The sequence below is a fragment of the Massilia sp. HP4 genome, from assembly GCF_005222695.1.
Classification (GTDB): Bacteria; Pseudomonadota; Gammaproteobacteria; order Burkholderiales; family Burkholderiaceae_D; genus Telluria.
Genome location: NZ_STGG01000041.1, coordinates 280,324 through 305,299, shown reverse-complemented (window position 1 = coordinate 305,299; position 24,976 = coordinate 280,324). Strand labels below are relative to the sequence as shown.

The window sequence follows — 24,976 nt, the reverse complement described above, 5'->3', positions numbered from 1 at the left end:
CATCATCCTTCGGATACGCGTGGTCCGCGCGTGCAGTGCTAGCGGAGAAAATCGAACACATGTTCAGAGCTGAGGAAAGTCGTGCATGACCTGGGCCGGGGGACGGCCAAAGCCACGGCAACACTGGCGATGCTGGCCATGTTGTCGACGAATCTGTCGGCCGGCACTGCTGGCAGCGCCGGCCCCGCGATCGAGGTGTTCCATTATCTGGATACCCCCGCCGATACCCACCGGGTCAACGTCCTGCGCGACGCACTCACATCCACCGGGCATACGTGGAAGGACTTCACGGTGGCCAACGGTTGGACCGGCTGGAGCGAATCGATACTGCAATTTCGCGTCGCGTCGCGCAATCCACCCATGGCGGCCATGATGAAAGCGCCGCTCACGCAGCATTGGGCTGCAAGTGGTGCACTGCTTCCCCTGGATGATATTGCTTCAGAATATCACTGGGACGTTCTCCTGCCCAAGGCGATCGCTGATACTGTGAAGTACCGCGGGCGCTATTATGCAGTGCCGCTCAACATCCATCGGGTCAACTGGTTGTGGATCAACGAGCGGATTCTCAGAGAGTCCGGCGCCGCGGTGCCGGCGAACTGGGATGAATTCTTCGTCACCGCCGAAGCGATGAAGCGTGCCGGTTACGCCGCTGTCGCCTACTACGGGCGGCCGACGCAGAATCTGCTCTTGTTCGAGATGATCGCACTGAGCATCGGCGGTTCGGCGTTTCATCGCAAGGCACTGGTGGAATACGACGCGGCCGCGCTCAACGGTCCGGTCATGGTGACGGTGTTGCGAACCTACAGGCGGATCAAGCGCTACACCGAGCAGCCGGCCGATGCCCGGATCAGTATCGAGCGCGGCAATAGCATGTTCCAGACCGGGAAGGTGGGCATGCACCTCATGGGAGACTGGGCCAATCCGGCGTTCCACTCCGGGGAGAACGCCGCACCGTTCAAAGCCCTTTGCGTCCCTGTGCCCGGGTCGGGCAACAACTTCCTGTTTACGTCGGACTCCATTGCGCTGTTCCGGCGTCCAGATGCCGCACCGGTCAAGGGGCAGCTCGCGTTCGCCGCCGCAATCATGTCGGCGTCCGTGCAGCGCGACTACAATCTGTTCAAGGGGTCGATTCCCGCGCGCCAGGACGCCGATTTTTCCCGGTTCGATGGCTGTGCACTGAAAACCGCCGCGGCATTTCGCGATGCAGCGCGGGCCAACACCTTGTCACCGGCCATATCGATGACCGCTTCACGTGAAATCGAGGACGGCATCCAGGGTATCATTACCGAATTCTGGAATAACGATCGCATGTCGCCGCAGCAGGCGATGAGCCGACTGGTGGCCGCAACCCGCCGCCGCTGATCCGGGGACGTACGCCACGGCGTTGTCCACCAGCTCCCATACCTTCCCCGTTCAACCGTCCATGCTCAGCGAGCGGCGGTGACGGTCGCATCCGCAGGCTTCGCGCGCCAGACGTAGGGCCCGATAATCGTGCCAGTAAAGCCTCCCGCCTTGCCGGTTGACAGGAAGGTCGCGTCGACATCGGAGCGCAGGATGCGGCTCAGGCCGCCCACTGTATAACTGAAGCGCATGCGCCCGCCCTCGGCATGGATTTCGAGCTCGACAGCCTCGCCGTCCAGCGGCACGCTGGCCACCAGATGCTCGGCCTTTGCCTTGTCGCGCACGTACAGGGCAAGCACGTTTTGCAGCCCCAGCTTGGTTAGCCCATAGAAAAGGTGCGAATCGTCGCTCTGGTAGGCCACGATCCCCGCGCGGTCGCCTTCATGCAGCGGCCGGAAACGCAGGCTGGTCGACACTTTGGCGATGTGATGCTGTTGCCGGCGTGCGATGAACGCGGGCGTGCTAGCGAGGTCGCCCAGCCGTCCCGCCGCCTCCAGGATGAGTCTTCCGCCCTCCACACGATGAAACGGTGCATCCGGGGTGCGCACACCGATCCACTGGTCGGCCAGGCGCGAGCCGGTAAATTCGTCGGTATAGGCGAAGTCGCCAGAGAAAGGCAACGCCGGGCGCGCCTGTTCGGGCAACCCGGGCCTGGTTGCCACGTAGGGAACCGGCTTGCCGTCCTCCAGTATGATCGGCCAGTCGTCCTTCCAGTCGACTGGCAGCAGGAAGGTTTCCCGCCCGATGTTGTACAGCCCGTTTTTGTAAGGGCGGGTCGCGAGGAAGGTAGCCCACCATTGGCCGTGGGGCGTCTGGACGAACTTGGCATGACCTGCCGAGGTGACCGGCTCAGGGCGCGCGCGGTCGAGCTTGCGCTGGCTGAGAATGGGGTTGCGTCCGTATGGCACGAACGGCCCACGTACGCTGGCGGAGCGGAACACGACTTGGGAGTGGTTGTCGCCGGTGCCGCCCTCGGCGGCGATCAGGTAGTAATAGCGCCCGCGCTGGAAGATGTGCGGGCCTTCGATCCAGCTTGGCTTTGCCGAGATATCGACGCCACCGTTGACGAGCAGGGTACGCTCGCCTCTGACCGACAGGGTGGCCGGGTCGAACTCCTGCATCCAGATTGCCCGATGGCCGTTGTAGCGTGGCTTCTCGTCCGGCGCGTCGTTGCCGACCAGGTAGGTCTTGCCATCGCTGTCCCAGAACAGCGATGGATCGATGCCGCCGAAGTCGAGCCTGACCGGGTCCGACCACGGGCCGGACGGGTTTTTGGCCGTCATCACCACGTTGCCCCCGCAATTGACGCAAGTGGTTACCACGTAGAAGAGGCCATTGCGGTGGGAGATATCGGGAGCATAGATGCCTTGGGACGACCTCAAGCCCTTGAAGCTGAACTGGGATGGCCGGTCGATGACGTTGCCGATCTGCTTCCAGCTGACCAGGTCGCGCGAATGAAACAGCGGCAGCCCGGGGAAGTTGGCGAATGACGAGTTGATCAGGTAGTAGTCATCGCCCACGCGCAGCACCGACGGATCGGGATAGTAGCCTGACAGGATGGGGTTACGGAACTGCGATGGGCCAGGGTTGGCCGATTCCTGCGAGCGTCCTTCATACGTGAAGCGCTCGAAATAGGCTGCGGTGGTTGGCGCGCTGTCGGGCCCGCCCGTCGCCGCGCAGGCGGCCACGACGAGCGCTGCGCCGATGGAGAATACGGTTCGTTCAAGCAGCATTGGCGACCTCAAGGAAAAACCCACGACGGTCAGGTGCGTGGGTTCACGGCGGGCCAAGGCCGCCCGCCGTGGTGTAGTGGATCAGAAGGAGGTGCGCAGTGAAAGGGTATAGCTGCGCCCGGTCTCGGTGCTGTCGGAGATCGCGTTGCTGAACTGCGTATAAGTCTGGCTGATAGCGTTGTTGGCGTTGATCACGCTCAGGGTCAGGTCAGTGTTATACCGGAACCCGAACATCCGTTTGAGGTTTGCGCCCACCGAAGCGTCTACCTGCGCGCGCTCGGGGTTATATCCGTAGGCGCCGCCAGGAACGTTGACCAAGCCAGTGTTGTTATTTGTCACATGCTCGGCAGCGTAATTGCGCGAGACCCGTGCCGTCAGGCCGTTGCGCTCATAGTAGAGGGTAAGGTTGTGGGTACGCGGCGGCACCCCGGCGATCGGCGGCGCGTTCTCATCGTCATCCGTCTGTTTGGCGTAGGTGAAGTTGGCGGTGAAGCCGAAACCCTTCACTGGGAGCATGTCCAGCGGCTGCTGCCACGTCAGTTCGACGCCGCGCACCTTGAGCTTGGTGTCGATGTTAAGGGGGGACGACAGTTCGACCAGGTGCTTGTCGCGTCCACCGCTGGCAACCACGGCAGCCTCCTGGGCGGCGGTGAGGCCGACCAAACCGCCGTTGCCGTACAGGGCATCGAGCTCGGCCAGGGTGTAGATGCGTCGGTCAGTACCCGGACGGTTGGTAATGTCCTTGGCAAACAGGCCAAGGGCCACATAGGCCTCGCGGCTCATGTAGTACTCCAGGCCGACGTCCAGGTTCATCGCTTCGAACGGCTTGAGCTTCGGGTTCGTCAGCGTACCCGAGCGCACGCTCTGGTCCAGCGTCAGGCGGGTTTGCCGCAACTCGGTCGGGTTGGCGCGCGTCATCGACTTCGAGGACGACAGGCGGGCGATCAGGCTCGGCGTGATGTTGTAGGCCGTGGTCAGCGACGGCAGGACGTTACGGTAGCTGGTCGATTCGTACTGCCAGGTCAGGATGTCCTCATAGCGGCCGCCGTTGTCCACGGCGGTGGATGGATTGTTGCGCGGGTCGATTTCCCTGGCTGTCGTGCCGATGGTCTGGTCGGTCTCGGCAACGCGCACACCGACGTTGTAGCGCAGCGTGCCGCCAAACAGCTCCGTGCGACCGTTGGTTTCGACGTAGGCCGACGTCACCTTCTCGCGGATATAACCGCCACTCGTGCCGGGCCCGTAGCCGCGATAGATGTTGTCACGGAAATACTGGTAATCCGTGTCCTTGGCAAACCTGTTCCAGTCCAAGGTAACGAAACCATGGTCGGTCGCACTCAGGTATTCGGGCACCTTGGTGTTGGGCACGACAGAACCGAGATAGGCCAGCGGGGTCGTCTGACCGGCCGTGGCCTTGGTGCCATAGCCCGGGTAGGCGGTGCGCGCGTCGGTCATCGGCCCCGGCGCGCTACGTCCGTCGCAACCTGGATTGCGGATCTGGGTATTGCCGGTAAAGAAGCGGGCGTTCATGTTGTTGCCGCAAGCTACGTTCATCCACGCGTCGGCCAGCGAGAAGTCCTGGTATCGGCGTTCGATATCGTCGATGACCGCGCCGACCTTGATGTTGAAGTCACGGTCACCCCAAGTCAGGTTCAGGCGTCCACCCTGCGTGGTGTTGATGCGTTCGAACAGGTTCATGCGCAGGCCGGACAGGCCCGGCCCGCTTTGGTACCACCCGAAGTTGGCCGGATCGTTTGTGTCGAGATTGCCGGTATAGGTCGGCAGCTGACCCGGCACAGTGTTGTCGTACTGAATCACCGAGTTAGGCGAGCGCGTTGCCAGCATCACGGTCGGCATATCACGATAGAAAGTGCTGCGGGTCTTGTTGACGTGGCCGTCGAGGGTCCACTTCTCGGCCAGGCGGAACTCGAAACCGGGGTTGATGCTGTAGAACTTTGTTTTCTCTTTCATCGGGCGGTATTCCAGGCCCCAGAATGTATTGGCCAGGGTCGCCTTGGTGACGGTACAGCCATAGGTACAATCGCTGCGGTCGAACTCCATGCCAATCGGAATCGGGACATTGGCGCGGGTTCCGACGTTCATGGCCTCCAGTACCATTTCATTTCCCTTCTGGGCCGCGATGGTATCGACGTAGAAATCGAGCCTGTCGTTCGGCTGCCATTGCAGGCTGACGGTCCCGCCGACCCGGTCGCGCGAGCCTTCGTAGATCATGCGGCGGCCAAGGCGTCCCATTAGACCATTGTCGATCTGCTTGATCGAGGAGCCCGGGTTCAGGGCCAGCAGCATGGCGCGGTCGATTGGCCGACCGGCCACCAGCAGCGAACGGGCGTACTCGGGCAGGGCGCTCAGCGCCAGCCCGGACGGCACCGTGTCCGGGGTAGCCTGGTGGCCGCCGCCGGTGTTGTTGGGGCTGTCGGCTGCCGTAGCCTGGTTGCCCTTGAGCTGGAAGTTACGCATCTCGACCACTTGGAAGGCGTCGGTCTTGTAGTCCGTCTTGCCCCAGGCGACTCCTGCCAGCGCGCCGAACCTGCCCCAGTTGCTGGTTTCCCAGGTATTGCTGATCAGGCCAGAGCCGGTATGTCCTTTGGTGCCGTGCAGGTCACGGTAATTGCCTGACACGGTGAACGCCGAGCGCAGGCCTTTCTTGTCGAATGGGCGCACGCTGCGCATATCGACCGTGCCAGCGATCCCACCTTCGATGATGCTGGCCTGCTGGCTCTTGTAGACGGTGGCGCGGCGGAACAGTTCCGACGGCAGGAAGTCCATGTCGACTTCGCGGTTGGCGCTGATGTTGCCGCCCCAGCTGCCGGCCGACGCTGACGCCATTGGCGCGCCGTTGAGCAAGACCCGCGTGAAGGCGGGACCCATGCCACGTATCGAGATGTTCAGTCCCTCGCCATCGATACTGGCGCGGGTCACCTGCACTCCCGGCACCCGGGCCAGTGCATCGGCAATGTTCGGATCGGGGAACTTGCCCATGTCTTCCGACGATACCGTGTCGGTCAATCCGATGTTTTCTCTTTTTTCGGCCGCTGACTCGGCAAGTGAACTGCGAAAGCCGCTCACGACTACGGTCGCGACAGCCGCCTGGGTGTTATCGGAATTGGTGGGAACGGATTCCACCGGGGTGGTTTGGGCAAATGCGCTCGAGATCATTCCCGCCAGAACGGTCGTGATGAAGATCTTGCCGTTTGCACTCTGGAGGCGATGCAGCGCTGCGCCGTGTTGGGATTTCATGATTAGTGTCTCCAATGTCATACGATTGGTATCGGTATGCGCTCGACTGGCGGCGCATCATTTTTATGTTGAGCGGATAGTCCAGCCGGTCCGAGTCCTGTAGCGATGTGGCGTAACCACCCGCAGAGGACCACAGCACGTCGGAGTGCATTGTTTGCGCTATCATTTGTAATATTCGTCCTTTTGCCTTAACGAGTCAATCATATTATTGCGGAAGGCTTGCACGCATACCGCCGTGACGAGTCCCCGATCTACTGCCGCAGAATTGACGTAAGTAACTGAACAATAAGGGATATCTGCTAGGGTGGCGCGATGTTCGACAGGTCGTATTCGATCGGCATACAAAAATATCTGTAAATTTGTTGTTAATCTATGGCGCTCATGTGTATTGTGTGCGCGTGTACGAACGCCATGCCACTTCCCTGCAATGGGCTCCCTCTGGCAGGCCGACAATGCGTTCGCCACAACATGCTTATTACAAGACTGATAGCGCAATCATTACGTTGTGAAATGAGACGATCTTCTGTGGCAAATCCAAACAAGACTATGAAAGTTATCCGTGCTTGCACCATGCTGGCGGCATCGTTGGCGCTGATCCAACCGGCCCATGCCTTGGGCAAGCCGGACATCGTCAGCTTCCAGGCCGCGCAGGCTGGCAGCGTTTCCTTGATCAAGTCCGCCCGTGCCGCACCGATCTATGTCGACCCGACCGATCACGTTGGCGTGTTGCGTGCGGCTGCAGACCTGCAGGGCGATATCGAGAAGGTCGGAAGCATCAGGCCAGTTCTGAATACATCGATGTTGGTCAGTGGCGCCGAGGTAGTGATCGTCGGCACCATCGGCAAAAGCGCACTAATCGACAACATGGTCACAAGCGGCAAGCTCGATGTCTCGGGCATCAAGGGAAAATGGGAAGGCTACCTGGTGCAGACGGTCGAGCAACCGATGCCCGGTGTCGGACGCGCGCTCGTGGTGGCCGGCAGCGATAAGCGGGGCGCCATCTATGGCATTTATGAGATCTCTGAACAGATCGGCGTCTCACCCTGGCATTTCTGGGCAGACGTTCCTGTCAACAAACGTACGCAAGTAAGCATTGCGGCGCCCAAGCGCATCGATGATGCGCCCGTGGTGAAGTACCGGGGTATTTTCCTCAACGACGAAGCGCCGGCACTGACCGGATGGGTCAAGGAAAAATACGGCGACTACAACAGCAAATTCTACGCGAAAGTCTTTGAACTGATCCTGCGCTTGCGCGGCAACTATTTGTGGCCTGCCATGTGGAACAACGCTTTCTACGACGATGACAAGGCCAACGGCAAGCTGGCCGACGATTACGGCATCGTGATGGGCACATCGCACCATGAGCCCATGATGCGCGCGCACCAGGAGTGGGGCCGCTACGGCAAGGGTCCTTGGGACTACAGCCGCAACGCCGAGACGCTGGAAAATTTCTGGACTGAGGGAATACGCAGCACGAAGTCGCTCGAGAAGGTCGTCACGCTTGGCATGCGCGGCGACGGCGACGAGCCGATGTCGGCGGAGTCGAACGTGTCGCTACTGGAGAAGATTGTCGACGACCAGCGCGACATTATTGCCAAGCAAGCGAATCCGGACGTGACGAAAGTGCCGCAACTGTGGGCACTGTACAAGGAGGTGCAGGAATACTATGAGAAGGGCATGCGCGTGCCCGATGACGTCACCTTGCTGTGGTGCGATGACAACTGGGGCAATATCCGCCGCCTGCCGACCAAGGCCGAGCGGAAGCGTTCGGGCGGTGCCGGCGTGTACTACCACTTTGACTACGTAGGCGGGCCGCGGTCGTATAAATGGCTGAACGTGACGCCGATTCCCAAGATCTGGGAACAGATGCACCTGGCATGGAAGCACGAAGCGGACCGCTTGTGGATCGTCAATGTCGGCGATCTGAAACCGATGGAAGTGCCGATCGAGTTCTTCCTCACCTACGCCTGGAACCCGGCCAGATGGCCGGCCGAGCGCCTGCCGGAATACCTGACACTGTGGGCCGCGCGTGAGTTTGGCAACGAGTTCGCAGCCGATATCGCCGACATTGTCGCCAAATACACCAAGTACAACGGACGCAGGAAACCCGAACAACTCGAACCAAGCACCTACAGCCTGCTCAATTTCAACGAAGCCGAGCGTGTGGTGGCCGATTACAAGGCAATCGCCGCGCGTGCCGAGCAGATCCACGACAAGCTTCCCAAGGAGAAGCGCGACGCGTTTTTCCAGCTGGTGCTGCATCCGGCCAAGGCGGGCGCGATCGTCAATGAGATGTATGTGGCCTCGGCGCTCAACCGTCTCTACGCTGCGCAAGGCAGGACCTCCGCCAACGACGTGGCCGAGCGCGTCCGCACATTGTTCCGCGAAGATGCCGAGCTGACCCGCCGGTATCACGAAGACCTTGCTGGCGGCAAATGGAACCACATGATGTCGCAGCGGCACCTGGGGTACACCTTCTGGAATGAACCGCCGCGCAACGTGATGCCTCCGGTGAGCGAAATCCAGCCTACTCAGCAAGCCGAAATGGGCGTGGCGGCCGAAGGTGCTGAACATGCGTGGCCGCGCTGGGGGCAACCGGACTTGACGCTGCCGGCCTTGAATCCCTTCGACCGGGAGCCGCGCTTCATCGAGGTCTTCAATCGAGGTTTAGCACCGTTTCACTACAGTATCACGAGCGACCAGCCATGGGTGACGATCAGCCATCGGAGCGGCACCGTCAAGCGTCAGGAGCGTGTGGTGGTGAATGTTCGATGGTCCGAGGTTCCGGCAAGCGCCGACGTGGCGACACTGACCGTGATCGGCCCGAACGGCGCCAAGGCACGGGTCAAGCTGCCGTTGACCAAGCTGCGCTCGGCGGAGGAGGGCGCTTTCGTCGAGACAAATGGCGTGGTGTCGATCGAAGCCGCCAACCATACGAAAGCCGTTTCGCCAAAGGGCCGGCAGTGGCTGCTGGTGCCGGATCATGGCCGCACCGGCTCCGGCATGACAACGCTGCCGGTCGATGCGCCAGCGATGTCGACGGGGCGCGAGGGCATGCGCCTGGAGTACCGCATGCAGGTGGCCACCGCCGGCGAGGTGAAGATACAGACGATCCTGGCGCCGACGCTCAAGTTCCAGCCGGGGCAAGGTTTGCGCTTTGCCGTGTCGATCGATGACGAGGCGCCGCAGATCGTCAATGTTCACGCCGACGAATCCGAACAGCACTGGTCCAGGATCGTCAGCGATGGGGCGGCAACGTTTACGACCACGCATAGGATCGACAAACCGGGTGTGAAAACGCTTAAGGTATGGGCGATCGACTCGGGCCTTGTGGTGCACAAGATCGTGCTCAATCTTGGCGGACTGAAACCGACCTATCTTGGACCGCCAGAGAGTCCGCGTGCGAGAAATCGAGTTAAAGATGCGATAAGAGAATTCGATTGATGAGGCCGTATCCTTCCTCCAGCCGAAAGCCTCCTGCCCGACTAGCGCCTGCCCCTTTTTTATCATGTAACGAGATTGCGCCTAAGCCTGTCGTGAAAGCGGCTGCCACCGAGACCGTTAGAGAGGCGATACGGGGCTGGGTCCGTGAACTACATGTATCGAAATCCTCTCTTCATGTCGGCCCGTCGAGGCAGGATAATTGAATCGTCGAGCTTCGTCACCTTGATAATGGCAATCTGATTGGCGTCAACGCTATCAATCTCCCGGATGGTGTCGAATCCGGAAGACGGACGACGGAAGACGAAAGAGGGAAGACGGAAGTTGGGCCGACATTTTCTTTGTAACCTGCCACGTTGCTGCAAGGGCGCCCTGTTGTCGAGGTCAGGATGAACGCCTTGTTCGTTCAGGGGCTCCGTAGAGCAATCTTGATCAGCTAGTGGCGGACGCGGCGAAGGATGCAAACAACGATTTCATGATTTTTCAGCTTGAGGATATCGGCTGAGCTCTTCCAAAACACAACCGGTTGAATCACCACAGATCTTCTCGACACTCGAGAACCGCCGGAAATACTGCTTTTCGTACTCAACCGGCGACAGGTCATTGGTGGAGCAGTGCCTGCGCTTCGGCTTGAAGAACATCTCGATATAGTTGGAGATATCCTGCCAGGCCAGGCCAGGCCTCGTCTCGAGTAGCGTAGGTTCGACTGCGAATGCGAACCGGACTGAATCGCCGACGCTAGCCTCCGCCAACGTCGGGGGGGCAATGCTGATATCTGCACTACTGGTTGGACGGCCTGACCGGACCTGGCGCCAGTCTCGTCCTCGTGTCCGTGCGAGGATCGGGTGACCCGTCCGGCGTTTTGAATCGCGCCACGTCGCGCACTGGCGGCATGCCGAACATTCGCGCATATTCACGGCTGAATTGTGACGCGCTCTCATAACCGACAGAAAAAGCAACCGAGGCAGCGTCATGCGGCTCGAACAGCAATTGTCGGCGCGCCTTCAGCAGGCGAAGCCGCTTCTGGTACTGGATCGGCGTCATCGCCGTAACTGCGCGGAAGTGCCGGTAGAATGCCGCTACACTCATCCCTGACATCGCGGCAAGCTGCTCGACACGGAAGGGTTCGACGAAATGCAGCCGAATCCAGTCAATCGCGCGGCGCACCTGCGATAGCCGGCTGTCAGGACATGCAATCTGGCGCAGAATGCCGCCCTGAGGACCTTGCAGAACGCGGAAGAGAATCTCACGCTCGATCATCGGTGCCAGCAATGCCGCATCTTGCGGACGGTTGACCAGCCGCATCATGCGCAAACAGGCGTCGATCAGTTCAGGACCAGCCGCGCTCACCGCGAAGGTTTTACCAACCCCGTCGTTATCAGTCTGGCTGACGTCAGCCATTACCGCCGAGATAATTCCGGAGTCCAGTATCAGGGAAAGTGCAAGAAATGCTTCTCCCGGCGCGTCACCGCTCACCTGTCCAAGGGCCGGCAAGTCAACCGGGACGACGAAGTATGTGGCCGGTGCGAAGCGCAGGATCTGGTCGCCAATCGACAGGCTCTTGGTTCCCTGTAGTACCAGGTGCAGCATTGGTTCATAGACCTGGTCGGAACATGCCTCGGCCCGCACCATCGATACTCGGGGCAAGCCGGTGGCGGTCCATTTGTCGCCCGCGCGCATGACGATGGCGCGTAGTTCGTCCATTGAATTTTCCATGCATCCAATATAGCACCCGGACTTGCCGTCGAATTGCCGGTGCGAGGAATAGGCAAGCATGTGCGAGTATTCGGCAGATAAATTGTGGCGTGGACGCGTACGCTGATGCCTTGTCAACGAGCCCATATGGTCTCGGACATACATCGCCAATCGAGAGGACAGGTCATGAATACACAACTGAAACTGCAGGGAAAAACTGCCGTCGTAACCGGTGCATCGAGCGGCATTGGCGCAGGCATCGCCATCGCCATGGCGGCCGAGGGTGCGACGGTGATCGTCAATTATTCAAGCAGCCAGAGCGGCGCCGAGACAGTGGTCGCGTCGATTACCGCCGCAGGCGGCAGCGCCATGGCCATCCAGGCGGACATGAGTAACGCGGTCGACGTGGCGCGCATGTTCAACCAGGTAAAGGCTGACCATGGCAAGGTGGACGTGCTGGTCAACAATGCGGGAGTCGCTGTCTTCGAAATGATCGACGGCCTGACCGAAGAAGCGTTCCACAAGCAGTTCAACGTCAACGTGCTGGGCTACTTCCTGGGCATTCGCGAAGCGGTGAAGCATATTCCGGAAACAGGTGGGAGCATCATTAACATCAGCTCGATCCTCAGCACCGATCCGTACTTGGCATCGAGCGTCTACGCAGCAACCAAGGGGGCAGTGGATACGATGACCTTCGCGCTGGCCCGCGAATTAGGGGCGCGCAAGATCCGCGTCAATTCGATCCTGCCAGGCCACACGAATACGCCGGCTACCAAGGGCAACTTTGCTGGGGAGCTGGGTGAGAAGATCCTGGCCGGTACCCCGCTGGGACGTTTCGGTGAACCCGAAGATATTGCACTGGTCGCCGTCTTCCTGGCTTCGGAGGACGCGCACTGGGTCACCGGCGAATCGCTGCGTGCAGCCGGTGGCGTACGTGGTGTCGGCTACTAGGCCACGCGCGCAGGAAGCCACCAAGGCGATCGACGAAGTTGGCAGCGCCATCGCGCATGCCGCACCAACGCGCCGCAGGCGTGGACTGGCGTTGCTGACGATCGTGGCCGGGCAGTTCATGTTTGCCATGGACCTCTTGATTGTGGTGGTAGCGCTCCCGCGCATTGAGCACGATCCCGGGTTCAACCCGGCCGGCCTGACTTGGGTGCTCAATGCCTTTGGTCTGGCGTTCGGCGATTTGCTGCTCCTTGGCGGCAGACTGGGTGACATGCTGGGGCAGCCGCGGGCATTTCGCGCGGGGTCTTTGTCTTCGTACTGGCGTCTTTGATGGGTGGCTTGGCACACGCACCGAGACTGCTGATCGCCGCCCGAGTACTCCAGGGTATCGGCGCGGCGCTGGCGGGACCAAGCGTACTGGCGCTCGTGATGGCAATCGCCAGCAACGAGAAAGAGCAGGCGCGCGGAATGACACTGTTCATCGCGGTGTCGTCGGTTGGGGCGTCGGCGGGGTTGGTACTTTGGAGGCTGCTGACCGAGTTCTTCTCATGGCGCTGGGCGCTGCTGATCAACGTTCCGCCGGGTACGATCGTCATCCTGGCCGTTGGCCGGGTGGTCGTCGAGACCAGAGCGCAGCGGGCACGCCTCGATATCGCCGGCGCGGTAAGCGCCACGCTGGGCTCTATCGCGCTGGTGTACGGTTTCATCAGTGCGGCGGAGCATGGTTGGAGGGCCCATGAGACAATTTTTTCCTTTGCGGCGACGGCGCCCCTGTTCCTGGCATTCCTGCGCATCGAGCAGGTTCACCGGCAGCCGCTGCTCGACCTGCGCTTGCTACGCTACCGCTCCCGTTCAGGCGCACTTGCTGTCATGGCCCTGATCGTGGGGGTGCACTTTGCGGTACTGTTCATGCTGGTGCAGTATTTTCAACGTGTGCTGGGCTATCCGCCGATCATTGCGGTCTGGTGGCTGCAAGCCTGGCCGGCTTTGCGCGGCCGGGTGCGCATGACGACTATCTTTCCGGCGTCTTGCCCGCCTTGCTGGTCCATACGGCCGGCATCGCGCTAGTGTTTGCGGCGGGAACCGTGGCGATCATGCGCAGGATACCGGTGCAGCATGCTGGCGCGGCATCCGGATTGCTACAGATGGACCAACAGCTTGTTGGCGCGCTCGGCATTGCGGTCATGACGTCAATCTATGCGCTGACAGCAGTGCCGGGGAACTATGTTTCAGGGTTGCCAGCAGCATTTGTCGGCGGCGCCGCGCTGGCTGGCGTGGCAGCCTTCATCGCATGGCGCTGCGTGCGGGACCCTGTGGTGCCGGTTGCCGCACCAGGCGTCGCCTTCATGCTTGATTAGCCTGCCATCTGCGTGGTCAGCGCAGTACATGCGGATGGTTGTTGAACAGCGCGACCAGCCACTCAACGAACACCCGCACGCGCACGCTCAGATGCCGGTTCGGCATGTACACGACAGACAGAGTATTGGCCGGCGTCGTCCAGTCTTCCAGCACTGGCACCAGCGTGCCGGCCTCTAGTTGCGCCTGCACCATGAAACGCGGCGTGTGCAGGACGCCCAATCCGGCGAGCCCTGCGGCAAGATACGCATTGCTGTCATTGACAGCGACCGCATGCGTTCCTTCTACCATCACTTGGCTTGCGTCCTTGGCAAATGCGAGCCTGTTGTACTTGCCAGATGGCGAGAAAAAGTAGCGCACCAGCGTGTGTTCGTTTTCTAATTGCGCAGGCTCGGTCAAAGGCGCATGCGCCGTCAGATAAGCTGGCGTTGCACATGTGACGAACGGCAGGCTGCCGAGGCGCCGTGCCACCAGTGCCGAATCGGGCAGTTCACCGCCACGGATGACGCAGTCGATGCCCTCGGCTGCCAGGTCGGCAGTGCGGTCGCTGGCGCCGATGTCGACTTGCACAGACGGATAACGCGCGTGAAACGCCGGCAAGGCCGGAATCACGATGAGCGACGCGATCGTCGTGCCCATATCGACGCGGATTTTGCCGCGCGGATCAAGCTGCGATACGGATATCTCGGCTTCCACTTCCAGCCACTGGTCGACCACTCTGCGCATGCGCTCGTGATAGAGGCTGCCTTCGCTGGTCAGCGTCACGCGGCGCGTCGTGCGGTTAAGTAGTTTGACGCGCAGATGCGCCTCTAGTTGCTGTACCAGTTTGGTGACGACATTCGGATGCACGTTCAGCTGGGCTGCCGCTTTGACGAAACTGCCGGTGTCGACGATGCGGTTAAAAGCTTGTACCGAAAGAAAATAGTCCATGCAGCAGATTGTAACTCATATAGGGATATTGGATACCTGAATCACTGGTTTATCCCTATCAGTGCTTTAATTATGATGATCTTACGCGCTACATATTCCGTGCAGCGATAACTTCAAACAAAAGGAAACATCATGAACCAACCCCTCAAAGGCAAGGTTGTACTGGTCACCGGCGGCTCGCGAGGCATCGGCGCCGCCATTGTCAGACGCCTCGCTGCGGACGGCGCACAGGTTGCTTTCACCTACGCTAATTCACCGGACCGCGCCGCCGTGGTCGCACGTGACATCCAAGCCGTCGGTGGCACGGCACTGGCGATGATGGCCGACCAGGGCGACCCTGTGTCAGTTGCCGCCGCGGTCCAGAAGGTAAATGCGCAATTTGGACGCCTCGATATCCTGGTCAACAGCGCCGGCGTTTTCGTCACCGGCATGATCGGCGACCCTGCCGCCGATATGGCAGCACTCGAACGCCAGCATGCGGTCAATGTCGGCGGCGTGGTCGCCGCAGTGCGGGCAGCAGTGCCGCTCTTGTCGGATGGCGGGCGGATCGTCTCGATTGGCACCATGTTCGCCACGCGCGTACCGTTCCCCGGCATTGGCGACTATGCTGCCAGCAAGGCAGCTGTTGCAGCGTATGGCCGCGCATGGGCACGCGAGCTCGGTGCGCGTGGCATCACGGTGAACACGGTTCAACCAGGTCCAATCAATACCGAGATGAATCCGGAAACGAGCGACGTGGCGCCGATGGTCAAACAGATGACGGCACTGGGCCGCTATGGACAACCGCAGGAAATCGCAGGTGCTGTGGCGTTCCTGGCAGGCCCTGACGCTGCGTACATCACTGGCGCCACGCTCAATGTGGATGGTGGACAAAACAGTTAGATTCTATGTGAATCGCCTTGGGTGTCAGGGTCGAAGTTTGCCAGAGATACCAGAACGATTACAGTCATCCAGGCCCAACTGACACTACCATCTCTCCACGTTATGTAGGGCAATCCAGTGTCCGGAGCGCCGGCTTCGTGAGAACGCCGGTGGTGCCATTGAGGTCGGTATGTACATGACCCGGTTCGACAGCGTCGCCCTTGATGCCGAACGGCTCGAGTTCTTTGTCGAAGGCACGGTCGCGGCATTGGCCGCAGCGGCTGGCTGTGTGTCCTGCAGATCGTCATTGAGCTCTCGTCTGGTCAGCAGATGCCGCTGCGCGTGGGTGGCCGTCCTGAGAGCCCCTGCGTAACTGAGCGGCTTTCGCCAGGTCTTTGGAGGGAGGAAGGCCGAACAAGCGGGCATATTCGCGGCTGAACTGAGTAGGGCTTTCGTAGCCGACCCCGAAGGCGATCGATGTTGCGCTGCCTTGCCCCGAGATCAATAACGACCGTGCATGTAACAAACGGATGCGCTTTTGGTATTGCAACGGACTCAGGGCCGTCACCGCCTTGAAGTGGCGATGAAATGCCGAAACGCTCAACGCTGCCATCTCGGCCAGCGCCTCCACCCTCATCTGCTGAGAAAAATTGCGACGTATCCAATTAATGGTTACGGCAATACGTGAAAGCGCCGTATCTGGAGAAGCGATGTCGCGCACCATCCACCCGAGCGGTCCCTGAAGCACGCGGAACAGTATTTCACGTTCATAGGCCGGAGCGAGGACCGGAATTTCGTCGGGGCGGTCAATCAGGCGCAGCATCCGAATCCAGGCGTCGAGCAGTTCCCGGCTAACCGGTGCGACAGAAAAGCCGGGACTGGGCAGCATGCCGCCTGTCTGCGGTGCCGCATCGTGGATGAGGGCTGCGGCGATAGCCGCATCGAGCGTCAGGCTGACGGCCAGGTACGGCTCGCCCGTCGCTGCGGGATGAACCGACCCGACGGCAGGCAGGTCCACGGACATGACGAAGTAGGTTGCCGGGTCGTAGTGGAAGGTGCGCTCGCCTACCGTCATCGTTTTTGATCCTGTCAGAATCAAGTTGACCATGGGCGCGTAGACAGCCGACAGGGCGTGCTCGGGAATTTCTCCCTGGACCATGGCGACACGGGGTATGCCGGTCTCCGTGCGGCGATTCTCGGCCCGTGCGGCCAGCACTCTCAGTTCTTGCAATTGTGGTTCCATGGTTCCACACTAACATTGCTGGTTTTGGCGTGCAATGGAAAAGCAGAAATAGGCAAGCTTCGAGCAGAAAATGACCGGCGCCCGGAAGTCGGCCGACCTATCATCGATTCACCAAATACACCGGAGGAATCGATGAAGATTGTGATCGTGACGGGAGGCAGCCGCGGCCTCGGGGCCAGCACCGCACTGGCATGCGCCAGGCGCGGGATGGGCGTGATCATCACTTATAACAGCAGTCCGGAAAAGGCGAATCAGGTGGCGGAAGCCATCGCCGCCATTGGCGGGAGAGCCGCCGTTCTGAAGCTCGACGTCGGTGACAGCCGATCGTTTCCGGCTTTCCGCAAGGCTGTCTCGGCGCAGCTCGAGGCTGTCTGGAAACGGAAAACATTCGACGTCCTGGTCAATAACGCCGGGTACGGGCTGTATGCCCCGATCGCCGATGTCACGGAAGAGCAGTTCGACGGATTGTTCAAGGTCCATCTCAAAGGCCCTTTCTTCCTGACGCAGGCGCTTCTTCCGATCCTGGAGGGCGGCGGCCACGTGGTCAACGTTACCAGCGCGACGAGCCGCGTCGCTACGGCAGGCGTTGCGCCTTACGCCGCATTCAAGGGCGGCCTGGAGGTTCTCACACGCTACATGGCCAAGGAATTCGGCACGCGCGGGATACGGGCGAACTCGATCGCTCCGGGCGCGATCCGCACCGAGCTTGGCGGTGGGCTGAGCGAGGAGTTCGAGGCCTTGCTTGCGGACCAGACCGCACTTGGCCGGGTTGGCGAGCCGGAAGAGATCGGCGGCGTCATCGCCGGTCTGCTGTCCGACGAGAACCGCTGGATCAATGCCCAGAACATCGAAGTGGCTGGCGGATACATCATCTGAATCGAGGAGACGACATCGTGCTCGACCACGTTTTTCTGTCCGTTAGCGACTTGGTTCGCTCGGTCGCCTTCTACGAGAAGGCACTCGCTCCCCTCGGCATAGCGCACGTGATCGACTACGACGGCCGGCAGGGCCCGCCCGGCCATCCCGATCTCAAGGGTTTCGGCGCCAACGGTCGCGTGTTCTTCTGGCTGCGCGCCGGCACGGTAGAAGGGCGCGCCGCGCACATCGGCTTCGTCGCCGATGGCAAGAAGGCGGTCGACGCGGCCTTCGCGGCGGCAATCGCTGCGGCTGCCACCGAGATCCACCGACCCGGGCCGCAACTGCACTATGACCCGCGCTATTACGCGGCCCAGGTCCGCGACCCCGACGGCTACAGCCTCGAATTCGTCCACAAGGAATGGCAGCACTGATATGAAAAAACTGATGATCTATGGCGCGACGGGCTACACCGGGCGCATGGCGGCGGAACATGCATCGGCGGCGGGTACGCCGCTGATCGTGGCGGGACGCAATGAAGAGGCCCTTTCAACGCTCGCAGCAAGTCTCGGCGTGGAGTACCGGGTGTTCCCCCTGGAAGACATCGCTGCGGTCGATCGATCGTTCAGCGGCGTTGGTGTCCTGCTCAATTGCGCGGGACCGTTTTCGACGACTGCCGATGTTCTCATGAGAGCCAGTATTCGCAATGGCGTGCATTATCTCGACGTTGCAGCAGAACTCGACAGCTATCGCCTGGCCGAAGAGCTGGACGGTCAGGCCAGGGCTGCGGGCGTGATGCTCCTGCCGGGCAGCGGCGGCAGCGTTGCGATGCTCGGTTGTCTTGCCGGCCACGTCGTCGCAAGAACCAACAGTCCCTCCAGCATCAGGGTGGCTATGCACGTTTCGGGCGGCCTGTCGCGCGGCTCGGCCCTCAGTGCGATGGGCAGCGTGACCGCCGAAACCCTCGCGCGCGTCGGCGGCGTGCTCGTCGCGCGAGGCGCCGGGGCGGTGACAAAACTCGACTTCGGCAAGGGGCTAGTCGACTGCTTCCAGGTAACGCTTCCCGATCTCATCACGATCTGGCGCGCCACAGGAGTGCCTGACATCGAAGCGTTCGTCCACCTGACAGGGTCCGGATTTCCGCAGGGTGATCTGGCTGCGCTTCCGGATGGACCAAGTGAGCAGGAGCGGACAGCAAACCGCTATCAGGCGGTTGTCGAGGCTGTCGATTCAGACGGCAACATCGTGCGGTCGATCCTCGATACGGTCAACGGCTACACCTTCACGGCCATTGCAGCCGCAGAGGCAGGTCGGCGCGTTCTGATGGGCGAGGACCGCCCGGGGTTTCAGACGCCTGCGCTACTGTTCGGCAGTGGCTTTGCCGAGACCATTGCGGATACGACCATCGTCGACGTGTAAGTGCAGTCATGGACAAGATTGTCGATACATTCATCGAGACCGCCAACGCCTTCGACGTCGAAGGAATATTGGCATTGTTCGGCTCGAAAGCCGTGATCGAGGACGCCTCGGTCGGGCAATCCTTTGCAGGGAAAGCGGGCGTCCGTCGTTATGTGCAGGAGTTTTTCGTCGGCTATAAAACCATGAGCAAATTACTCTCGCTTGAACGGATCGGCGATTGCTCGGCCATCGCACGTATCGATTTCACCGGCAACTTCGGACATGAGATCGGGTCTCTCCGCATCAGGATCGACAGTGCGGGCCTGATCGAGCGCATCGATGCGGATCTCGAATAGTAAGCTCAGCGCACTACGCCGCAGTCAGCCTGGACGGATGCGCAGCTTATGCCCACAGGCCTACCCCTGGCCGTAGTGCCAGGGGTATTGGTCAGCGGGCGTGCGGGCCGCCGTAGAATTTCCTGATTTCCTCGACGATAAGCCCTGCACGTTCTTCGACCAGCCAGTGCCCGGCACCAGGGGCGTCGATGCCAGTGGCCAGCGGAGCGGCGTCGCGGACGGCGGCCAGCAACACATCGAACAAGGCGGACTGTGTCACGGTCCGGACCGGAATCGCCAGTTTGTCCTGCATTGCCTTTCGGTTCGCCAACTCATCGGCTGGCCATGCCCGATACCACTCCATGCCGTTGCGCCAGACGCCGGGGCGCGAGTAGACGCGCACATACTCATCGAGTTCTTGCTGCGAGATCGCTCCCGGGTTGGGCGTCAAGGCGTCGAAAAAATACTCCAGGAACTGCCTCTCCCTGCCTTCGACCAGAATCTCCGCCAGTGGCTTTTGCTGGAAAAACGAGAAGTGGAAGGAAAGCGGCTTGAGCTTCTCGAACATCAGTGATCCTCCCACGACGGGAAAATCCATGAAAAACAGTCCTTCGACGGCGTCCCTGTATCTGGCGGCAAACGCAAAGGCCAGGCTCGAGCCAAAGTCATGCGCGACCAGGCGCAGCGCACGAACCCGCCCAAGATGCTCCAGCAGAGCTCGCACATGACGCGCCAGTTCGAATTTTTCGAAACTGCGGATCTCGCCGGTCGTGTCGCCGAGGCCCGGCAGGTCGATCGCAATCACCGTGTGATCGGCGAGAAAGTGGGGCAGGATCGCCTTGAATTCATACCAGCTTTGCGGGAAGCCGTGGAAGAAGAGCAGGGTGCGAGGACCTTGTCCGCCAATGACATAGTGCATCTGCAGGCCGTCCACCGTATGAAAGCCGTGGCTGAACTGCCGGTTGAATTCCCTGTCGTCGTGAGTCGCCGCGTCGTAGAGAGGAGATAAGGGAAACTCGGATCCGGTATGCAGGGGCGCGCCGGGCGCAAGGGGATGCACGGACTCGGAGACGAGAGAGGGCAAGTGTTTGGAAGCATCGGTCATGTGTCGATTCCTGTCGAGATCAAGTCGTGGCATATGCCGGGTCGAGCTGCGGCAACTCCTTGTAGCGATCACTAATTTTACGCGTGTTCTTTTTAGCGATCGCTAAAACGTGTATTATAACGATCACTACAAACAACCAGGGAAAAAGTATATGGATCTCCACCTCAAGCGGAAAATCGCGGTCGTCACCGGCGGCGGCAGCGGGATCGGGTTCGCGATCGCCAAGCAATTGGCCGCTGAAGGCGCCGTCGTCGTCGTTACCGCCAGGCGTCAGGATGCCCTGGACAAGGCGGTGGCCGCGATTGGCGGCTCCACGGTCGGGTTCGCCGCAGATGTGGGACAGGCGGCCAGTCTCAAGGCGCTTTACGTGCAAGTGCGCGAGCGATTCGGTCGCATTGATGTCCTGATTGCGAACGCCGGAGGAGGTGTCCATGCCCCATTGGGACAGATCACCGAAGACCAGATGGATCAGCAGTTTTCCACGAACGTCAAAGGCGTGGTGTTGACGATTCAAGAGGCGTTGCCACTGCTCGGCGCCGGTTCGAGCGTGGTGATCGTTGGTTCGAGCGCTTCGATGGACCCCGGTCCGACGATGAGCATCTATGGCGGAACAAAAGCTGCTATCCGCAACATGGTACGCAGCTGGGTCGCGGAATTGAAGGGCTCGGGTATTCGTATCAATCTGCTCAGCCCCGGCCCGACGAACACGGAATCGCTACGAACAGCATTTGGCGAGCATGCCGAGGAAGGCCTGGCGTTCCTGCGTGATAAAAGCCCGCTGGGACGGATTGGCGAACCGGAAGAAATCGCTTCGGCCGTCGCATTCCTGGCCAGCGACGCCGCTAGCTATATCAACGGCGTAGAACTTTTTGCCGACGGTGGCGCGTCGCAAACCTGATTCGTTCTCGCTCGGGCGACACGGTCGACGGGATCTCGCGCAGCGGTTCCTGCTTGTCCGTGCATCGCTGCAAGGCAGGGGGCAGGGCGATGGCCGTCCAGCCGAACCGCCAGTGGACCGCTTGTCGTAATCGACTTGCGGCGGTTTGAGCAGTCCCGGGCGGCGCTGCTTTAGTGATTACTACACATTATTGTATAATTCCGGCTCGCATACGTCATCAGGATTGCCATGATCAGAAAAAAAGAACCGGTAGAGGAGCTTGAAGCTGCTGGTACGACGAAGAGCAGGCCGCCACGCCGGGCCTTCGATCGCCAGGCGGGGGTTGCCATCGCCAAGGAGCTGTTTCATGAGTACGGGTACGATGCCGTGGGTGTGGCCGAACTGACCCGGGCACTTGATATCAATCCGCCAAGTCTGTACGCGGCGTACGGAAGCAAGGCAGGATTGTTCGAGCGTTGTCTCTCCATGTACGTTGATGAGGGAAGCTTGGCCGGCGCAGGGATATTGGTGCCTGGTCGGCCCTTGATTGACGGGATCAGCGAGCTCATCATGCACGCAACCGACATCTACAGCAAATCCAAGACCAAACGCGGCTGTATGGTCACAGAAGGCATGGGGGCGGACGATCAGGAAGCCCGCGTGTTGGCTAAAGCGCATGGCGACGCGGCCGCTGCCTTCATTGAGCGCTTCATTTCGCAACATGACCCGAAGCATGCGAGGGTGTTGGCAGATTATGTCGTGATCACGCTAAGGGGGCTCTCGGCGACCGCGCGGATGGGCCTTTCGCGCCCACGCTTGCGGGCGGCTGCGACACTTGCCGCGCAATCATTCGAGGCGCTTTTGTTATCGAGGGGGTAGATAGACATGAGCTTGATCGACCACATTGAATTCGCAGTTCGAGATACAGAGGTTTCACGACTCTTCTACGAGCGGGCGCTCGCGCCGCTCGGATTCGAATTGATAATCACCGTTGGACCCGAGGGCACGCGGACGGGGGGCAACCGCCATGGTCTGGGAACTAACGGCTACCCCTGTCTCTGGTTGCATGAAGGAGAGCCGCACGGAAAAGGAACGCATATTGCGTTCGCAGCAGAAGCCCGCTCGCTCGTCGATGCCTTTTATGAAGCAGCATTGGCGGCAGGAGGACGTGACAATGGTCCGCCAGGTATCCGCCAGCACTACCATGCGAATTACTATGCTGCGTACGTGCTTGACCCTGACGGTGTCAATGTTGAAGTTGCGTGCCAGCAACGCAGCTGATCGGGGGGCAGAGAAAGTATTGAACGAATGGAATGGCCACTGAATGACGAGTGACCTTCCCCTACCAGCTCGGACACTTTCGATAGGTATCATGTCCCCGTCGGAGGTATTGAATGGCACGTGAAAGACGGTTGTTTTCGGAAGAGTTCACGCGCGAGGTGTCGATCAAAGCCGCCAACCATACGAACGCCGTGTCGCCGAAGGGCCGGCAGTGGCTGCTGGTGCCGGACCATGGCCTCACCGGGCCTGGCATGACGACGCTGCCGGTCGATGCGACTGCGCTCTCGCCGGGCCGCGAGGGCATGCGGCTGGAGTACCGCATGCAGGTGGCCACCGCCGGCGAGGTGAAGATACAGACGATCCTGGCGCCGACGTTCAAGTTCCAGCCGGGGCAGGGATTGCGCTTTGCCGTGTCGATCGATGACGAGGCGCCGCAGATCGTCGATGTTCACGCCGTCGAATCCGAACAGCACTGGTCCAGAATCGTCAGCGATGGGGCGGCAACGTTTACGACCACGCACAAGATCGACAAACCTGGTGCGAAAACGCCTAAGGTCTGGGTGGTCGACCCAGGCCTGGTGGTGCAGAAGATGGTAGTTAATCTCGGGGGGACTGAAACCGACCTTTCTCGGGCCGCCGGAGAGTCCTCGCCGGCCGTGAGCGAGCGGTACTGGCATTAAGACACCGAACGCCGACGCAAACGCAAGAAAACACATTACGCCGAGTTCATAACATCGATAGCTGCTGACAGATGGTCGTCAAGGGCGCGCTTACGACTCCGGCCGTCTGGCTGGGTGTTGGTACGAGGAGAGGGCGGCGTCAGGCATCGATACGTGCAGACCAGGCGCGGGCATCGTATGGAAGGAATGGCTCGCGGCTCGACCAAGCTCACCACCGGCACGCTGCTTTAGCGCAAAACCACGCTGGCGGAGCCCTTGCCGCAACTGGGCCTGATTGCCGTCGGATACTGGGCTTGGCCGTGATACTGGATCGAGTCACTTCCCTGAGCCGCTGGCAGTGCAGGGAAGTGATGATGTGGTGTCTGCCCGTCCGGCAGTGCTAAACCGAGATCGCCGAGAGCTTCGGTGATGGACGCCGGTGCTGCGACCGTTGCCGCGCACTTACCGTTCGGTGTCGATGCGCAGCAATAGCTCACGCGCAAGCTCGCGCGCCTGCGGGGGAGATCGAACAATCGGCGGCGATTGCCGCCTACCCTGGCTGACGCGCACGGCTGGCCATCTGCTGCGCAGATGTGCCGGAGCCCGGCTGCCGCCGCGGCCAAAAGGCGTGATCTCAGCCTTTGACCCAGTTGCCATCCTGTTGGGCATCAATCTCAATGTTGAACGTCTGAATGTGGGCCGATATCATCCGGTAATATCCAACGACAAGTATCGCATCGCTCAGTTCCTGAAGCGAAAAGTGCTCACGTGCGTGTTTGAACAAGACACCCGGCGCTTTGCCATTGGCGAGGATGGCGGCGCCGAATCTGAGCAGTACCCGTTCGCGGTCGGTAAATGCCTTGGTGTCGTTCAGCGTGCCCTCGGCGATTGCAATGAACTGGTCAGGACGGACGCCTGCGGCCTGTGCAATTGAAACGTGCTGCTCCCACTCATAGGCCGCTTGTTCATGGGCGCCGACCATTAACACCAGCAGCTCCTTGTGATAATCGGAAATGGTCAGATCTTTGAAAATCGCATTGGTCAGGTCAATTACAGGTACAAAGGCGCCGGGGCTGTAACCGAGCATGCGGAAAAAATTCACTTTGGTCGGCATCTTGTCAAACTTCTCCCGTACGTGTTCGGGCAACTTCGTGAAGTCTGGATAGTCGATGGCGACCAGTGAGCTGATCTTGTTGTTTGCAGTCGATTTTTTGGACATATCCAGTTTGCTTTCGACGGTTGCATCAGCTTTCACGACGGTTACGGGTGGCGCGGCGTGGGCGCCGACGGCGGCGAGTAAGCAAGTTGCGCTGAAAATGGTAGTCGAAATCGTGCGCTTCATCGGTAATTCTCCTGAAGCTCGAACGCCGGGAAATCGGACGGGTGAATCGACAGATGGTAGATTGAATAGATCTCGTCTTGCATGGTGTACTCCTTGCTTGTGTTGCGAAAAAAAAAGGGGAGGGCGCCGGTTGGGGTCGCCTTCGCTCGTGTCTGTTGCTGCGGCTTGATGACTGGCCGCACTTTCTGAACAATCAGGATGCTCGCCAACAGGCTGACGAATGAAACCAGCATCGCGTTCGACATGCCACCAGCGCGT

General features: G+C 60.4%; 23 protein-coding genes and 1 pseudogene. 15 read left to right on the top strand and 9 right to left on the bottom strand.

The features are described 5' to 3' along the window. Positions 1 to 81: 81 nt before the first annotated feature. Complete coding sequence (locus E8M83_RS15330; protein ID WP_137174191.1) at positions 82 to 1,362, top strand: ABC transporter substrate-binding protein; 1,281 nt, start codon at positions 82 to 84, stop codon at positions 1,360 to 1,362. A 65-nt stretch (positions 1,363 to 1,427) separates the two neighbouring features. Here E8M83_RS15330 and E8M83_RS15325 read toward each other — a convergent pair whose 3' ends face one another. Together E8M83_RS15325 and E8M83_RS15320 are read right to left on the bottom strand one after the other, a co-directional pair. Continuing rightward, positions 1,428 to 3,134, bottom strand: a complete 1,707-nt coding sequence (locus E8M83_RS15325) for a glycoside hydrolase family 43 protein (protein WP_137174190.1) — start codon at positions 3,132 to 3,134, stop codon at positions 1,428 to 1,430. An 81-nt stretch (positions 3,135 to 3,215) separates the two neighbouring features. After that, positions 3,216 to 6,392, bottom strand: coding sequence for a TonB-dependent receptor (locus tag E8M83_RS15320; protein WP_170976821.1), 3,177 nt, complete (start codon positions 6,390 to 6,392; stop codon positions 3,216 to 3,218). A 546-nt stretch (positions 6,393 to 6,938) separates the two neighbouring features. Here E8M83_RS15320 and E8M83_RS15315 point away from each other — a divergent pair. Then, positions 6,939 to 9,836: a glycosyl hydrolase 115 family protein gene (locus E8M83_RS15315; RefSeq protein ID WP_137174188.1), complete on the top strand. Its 2,898-nt coding sequence runs from the start codon at positions 6,939 to 6,941 to the stop codon at positions 9,834 to 9,836. A 545-nt stretch (positions 9,837 to 10,381) separates the two neighbouring features. On the opposite strand, the pseudogene E8M83_RS26290 reads toward E8M83_RS15315, so the two are convergent. Together E8M83_RS26290 and E8M83_RS15310 are read right to left on the bottom strand one after the other, a co-directional pair. Then, positions 10,382 to 10,550: pseudogene (locus tag E8M83_RS26290) on the bottom strand (IS3 family transposase); the annotation flags it as partial. 63 nt (positions 10,551 to 10,613) lie between these two features. Further along, positions 10,614 to 11,537: an AraC family transcriptional regulator gene (locus E8M83_RS15310; protein ID WP_206077474.1), complete on the bottom strand. Its 924-nt coding sequence runs from the start codon at positions 11,535 to 11,537 to the stop codon at positions 10,614 to 10,616. Between the two features lie 177 nt (positions 11,538 to 11,714). Between E8M83_RS15310 and E8M83_RS15305 the strand changes: the two genes are divergently transcribed. Genes E8M83_RS15305 through E8M83_RS26100 form a run of 4 tightly spaced genes read left to right on the top strand, consistent with a single transcriptional unit; the run spans position 11,715 to position 13,834 of the window. After that, a complete protein-coding gene (locus E8M83_RS15305; RefSeq protein WP_206077473.1) occupies positions 11,715 to 12,479 on the top strand; it encodes a glucose 1-dehydrogenase in 765 nt (254 codons plus the stop codon). Then, on the top strand, positions 12,445 to 12,807 hold the full coding sequence (locus tag E8M83_RS26110) for a hypothetical protein (RefSeq protein WP_206077472.1): 363 nt from the start codon (positions 12,445 to 12,447) through the stop codon (positions 12,805 to 12,807). Before E8M83_RS15305 ends, E8M83_RS26110 begins: the two co-directional genes overlap by 35 nt. Then, positions 12,807 to 13,544: an MFS transporter gene (locus E8M83_RS26105; RefSeq protein WP_206077471.1), complete on the top strand. Its 738-nt coding sequence runs from the start codon at positions 12,807 to 12,809 to the stop codon at positions 13,542 to 13,544. Before E8M83_RS26110 ends, E8M83_RS26105 begins: the two co-directional genes overlap by 1 nt. 17 nt (positions 13,545 to 13,561) lie before the next feature. Next, complete coding sequence (locus E8M83_RS26100; RefSeq protein ID WP_206077470.1) at positions 13,562 to 13,834, top strand: hypothetical protein; 273 nt, start codon at positions 13,562 to 13,564, stop codon at positions 13,832 to 13,834. Positions 13,835 to 13,850: 16 nt separating this feature from the next. Here the strand turns inward: E8M83_RS26100 and E8M83_RS15295 are convergent, their stop codons facing one another. Continuing rightward, positions 13,851 to 14,762, bottom strand: coding sequence for a LysR family transcriptional regulator (locus E8M83_RS15295; RefSeq protein ID WP_137174187.1), 912 nt, complete (start codon positions 14,760 to 14,762; stop codon positions 13,851 to 13,853). A gap of 132 nt (positions 14,763 to 14,894) precedes the next feature. Between E8M83_RS15295 and E8M83_RS15290 the strand changes: the two genes are divergently transcribed. Next, positions 14,895 to 15,644 carry an SDR family NAD(P)-dependent oxidoreductase gene (locus tag E8M83_RS15290; protein ID WP_137174186.1) on the top strand — a complete coding sequence of 250 codons (750 nt, stop codon included), beginning with the start codon at positions 14,895 to 14,897 and terminating at the stop codon, positions 15,642 to 15,644. Between the two features lie 283 nt (positions 15,645 to 15,927). On the opposite strand, the gene E8M83_RS15280 is transcribed toward E8M83_RS15290, so the two are convergent. Next, positions 15,928 to 16,866 (bottom strand): AraC family transcriptional regulator, encoded by a 939-nt coding sequence (locus E8M83_RS15280; RefSeq protein ID WP_137174185.1) that lies wholly within the window; start codon positions 16,864 to 16,866, stop codon positions 15,928 to 15,930. A gap of 132 nt (positions 16,867 to 16,998) precedes the next feature. Between E8M83_RS15280 and E8M83_RS15275 the strand changes: the two genes are divergently transcribed. From E8M83_RS15275 to E8M83_RS15260, 4 genes are read left to right on the top strand one after another with little or no spacing between them, the layout of a single operon-like run. Continuing rightward, a complete protein-coding gene (locus E8M83_RS15275) occupies positions 16,999 to 17,742 on the top strand; it encodes an SDR family NAD(P)-dependent oxidoreductase (protein ID WP_137174184.1) in 744 nt (247 codons plus the stop codon). A gap of 17 nt (positions 17,743 to 17,759) precedes the next feature. Continuing rightward, entirely contained in the window at positions 17,760 to 18,155 is a 396-nt protein-coding gene (locus E8M83_RS15270; protein ID WP_137174183.1) for a VOC family protein, read from the top strand. 1 nt (position 18,156) lies between these two features. Continuing rightward, positions 18,157 to 19,140 carry a trans-acting enoyl reductase family protein gene (locus tag E8M83_RS15265; protein ID WP_137174182.1) on the top strand — a complete coding sequence of 328 codons (984 nt, stop codon included), beginning with the start codon at positions 18,157 to 18,159 and terminating at the stop codon, positions 19,138 to 19,140. Positions 19,141 to 19,148: 8 nt separating this feature from the next. Beyond that, the gene (locus tag E8M83_RS15260) at positions 19,149 to 19,475 is read left to right on the top strand and encodes a nuclear transport factor 2 family protein (protein ID WP_137174181.1); all 327 of its coding nucleotides are present in this window, start codon (positions 19,149 to 19,151) and stop codon (positions 19,473 to 19,475) included. A 91-nt stretch (positions 19,476 to 19,566) separates the two neighbouring features. Here E8M83_RS15260 and E8M83_RS15255 read toward each other — a convergent pair whose 3' ends face one another. Beyond that, positions 19,567 to 20,559, bottom strand: coding sequence for an alpha/beta fold hydrolase (locus E8M83_RS15255; protein WP_137174180.1), 993 nt, complete (start codon positions 20,557 to 20,559; stop codon positions 19,567 to 19,569). Between the two features lie 151 nt (positions 20,560 to 20,710). On the opposite strand from E8M83_RS15255, the gene E8M83_RS15250 reads away from it, so the two are divergent. The 4 genes from E8M83_RS15250 to E8M83_RS15235 all read left to right on the top strand — a co-directional run bounded on the left by E8M83_RS15250 (position 20,711) and on the right by E8M83_RS15235 (position 23,397). Then, positions 20,711 to 21,457 (top strand): SDR family NAD(P)-dependent oxidoreductase, encoded by a 747-nt coding sequence (locus E8M83_RS15250; RefSeq protein ID WP_137174179.1) that lies wholly within the window; start codon positions 20,711 to 20,713, stop codon positions 21,455 to 21,457. Between the two features lie 228 nt (positions 21,458 to 21,685). Further along, on the top strand, positions 21,686 to 22,315 hold the full coding sequence (locus tag E8M83_RS15245; protein ID WP_137174178.1) for a TetR/AcrR family transcriptional regulator: 630 nt from the start codon (positions 21,686 to 21,688) through the stop codon (positions 22,313 to 22,315). Between the two features lie 6 nt (positions 22,316 to 22,321). Next, positions 22,322 to 22,717, top strand: coding sequence for a VOC family protein (locus E8M83_RS15240; protein ID WP_137174177.1), 396 nt, complete (start codon positions 22,322 to 22,324; stop codon positions 22,715 to 22,717). 113 nt (positions 22,718 to 22,830) lie between these two features. Further along, on the top strand, positions 22,831 to 23,397 hold the full coding sequence (locus E8M83_RS15235; protein WP_137174176.1) for a hypothetical protein: 567 nt from the start codon (positions 22,831 to 22,833) through the stop codon (positions 23,395 to 23,397). A gap of 613 nt (positions 23,398 to 24,010) precedes the next feature. On the opposite strand, the gene E8M83_RS15230 is transcribed toward E8M83_RS15235, so the two are convergent. Beyond that, complete coding sequence (locus E8M83_RS15230) at positions 24,011 to 24,718, bottom strand: carboxymuconolactone decarboxylase family protein (protein WP_206077469.1); 708 nt, start codon at positions 24,716 to 24,718, stop codon at positions 24,011 to 24,013. Further along, complete coding sequence (locus E8M83_RS15225) at positions 24,715 to 24,963, bottom strand: hypothetical protein (RefSeq protein WP_137174175.1); 249 nt, start codon at positions 24,961 to 24,963, stop codon at positions 24,715 to 24,717. The genes E8M83_RS15230 and E8M83_RS15225 overlap by 4 nt, the downstream gene beginning before the upstream one ends. Between the last annotated feature and the right edge of the window lie 13 nt (positions 24,964 to 24,976).

Bases quoted from the DNA above. Each gene is read 5' to 3' on its own strand.
- E8M83_RS15325 (WP_137174190.1), bottom strand. From the start codon at position 3,134: ATGCTGCTTGAACGAACCGTATTCTCCATCGGCGCAGCGCTCGTCGTG.
- E8M83_RS15320 (WP_170976821.1), bottom strand. From the start codon at position 6,392: ATGAAATCCCAACACGGCGCAGCGCTGCATCGCCTCCAGAGTGCAAAC.
- E8M83_RS15315 (WP_137174188.1), top strand. From the start codon at position 6,939: ATGAAAGTTATCCGTGCTTGCACCATGCTGGCGGCATCGTTGGCGCTG.
- E8M83_RS15310 (WP_206077474.1), bottom strand. From the start codon at position 11,537: ATGGACGAACTACGCGCCATCGTCATGCGCGCGGGCGACAAATGGACC.
- E8M83_RS15305 (WP_206077473.1), top strand. From the start codon at position 11,715: ATGAATACACAACTGAAACTGCAGGGAAAAACTGCCGTCGTAACCGGT.
- E8M83_RS26105 (WP_206077471.1), top strand. From the start codon at position 12,807: ATGGGTGGCTTGGCACACGCACCGAGACTGCTGATCGCCGCCCGAGTA.
- E8M83_RS15295 (WP_137174187.1), bottom strand. From the start codon at position 14,762: ATGGACTATTTTCTTTCGGTACAAGCTTTTAACCGCATCGTCGACACC.
- E8M83_RS15290 (WP_137174186.1), top strand. From the start codon at position 14,895: ATGAACCAACCCCTCAAAGGCAAGGTTGTACTGGTCACCGGCGGCTCG.
- E8M83_RS15280 (WP_137174185.1), bottom strand. From the start codon at position 16,866: ATGGAACCACAATTGCAAGAACTGAGAGTGCTGGCCGCACGGGCCGAG.
- E8M83_RS15275 (WP_137174184.1), top strand. From the start codon at position 16,999: ATGAAGATTGTGATCGTGACGGGAGGCAGCCGCGGCCTCGGGGCCAGC.
- E8M83_RS15265 (WP_137174182.1), top strand. From the start codon at position 18,157: ATGAAAAAACTGATGATCTATGGCGCGACGGGCTACACCGGGCGCATG.
- E8M83_RS15260 (WP_137174181.1), top strand. From the start codon at position 19,149: ATGGACAAGATTGTCGATACATTCATCGAGACCGCCAACGCCTTCGAC.
- E8M83_RS15255 (WP_137174180.1), bottom strand. From the start codon at position 20,559: ATGACCGATGCTTCCAAACACTTGCCCTCTCTCGTCTCCGAGTCCGTG.
- E8M83_RS15250 (WP_137174179.1), top strand. From the start codon at position 20,711: ATGGATCTCCACCTCAAGCGGAAAATCGCGGTCGTCACCGGCGGCGGC.
- E8M83_RS15245 (WP_137174178.1), top strand. From the start codon at position 21,686: ATGATCAGAAAAAAAGAACCGGTAGAGGAGCTTGAAGCTGCTGGTACG.
- E8M83_RS15240 (WP_137174177.1), top strand. From the start codon at position 22,322: ATGAGCTTGATCGACCACATTGAATTCGCAGTTCGAGATACAGAGGTT.
- E8M83_RS15235 (WP_137174176.1), top strand. From the start codon at position 22,831: ATGGCACGTGAAAGACGGTTGTTTTCGGAAGAGTTCACGCGCGAGGTG.
- E8M83_RS15230 (WP_206077469.1), bottom strand. From the start codon at position 24,718: ATGAAGCGCACGATTTCGACTACCATTTTCAGCGCAACTTGCTTACTC.
- E8M83_RS15225 (WP_137174175.1), bottom strand. From the start codon at position 24,963: ATGTCGAACGCGATGCTGGTTTCATTCGTCAGCCTGTTGGCGAGCATC.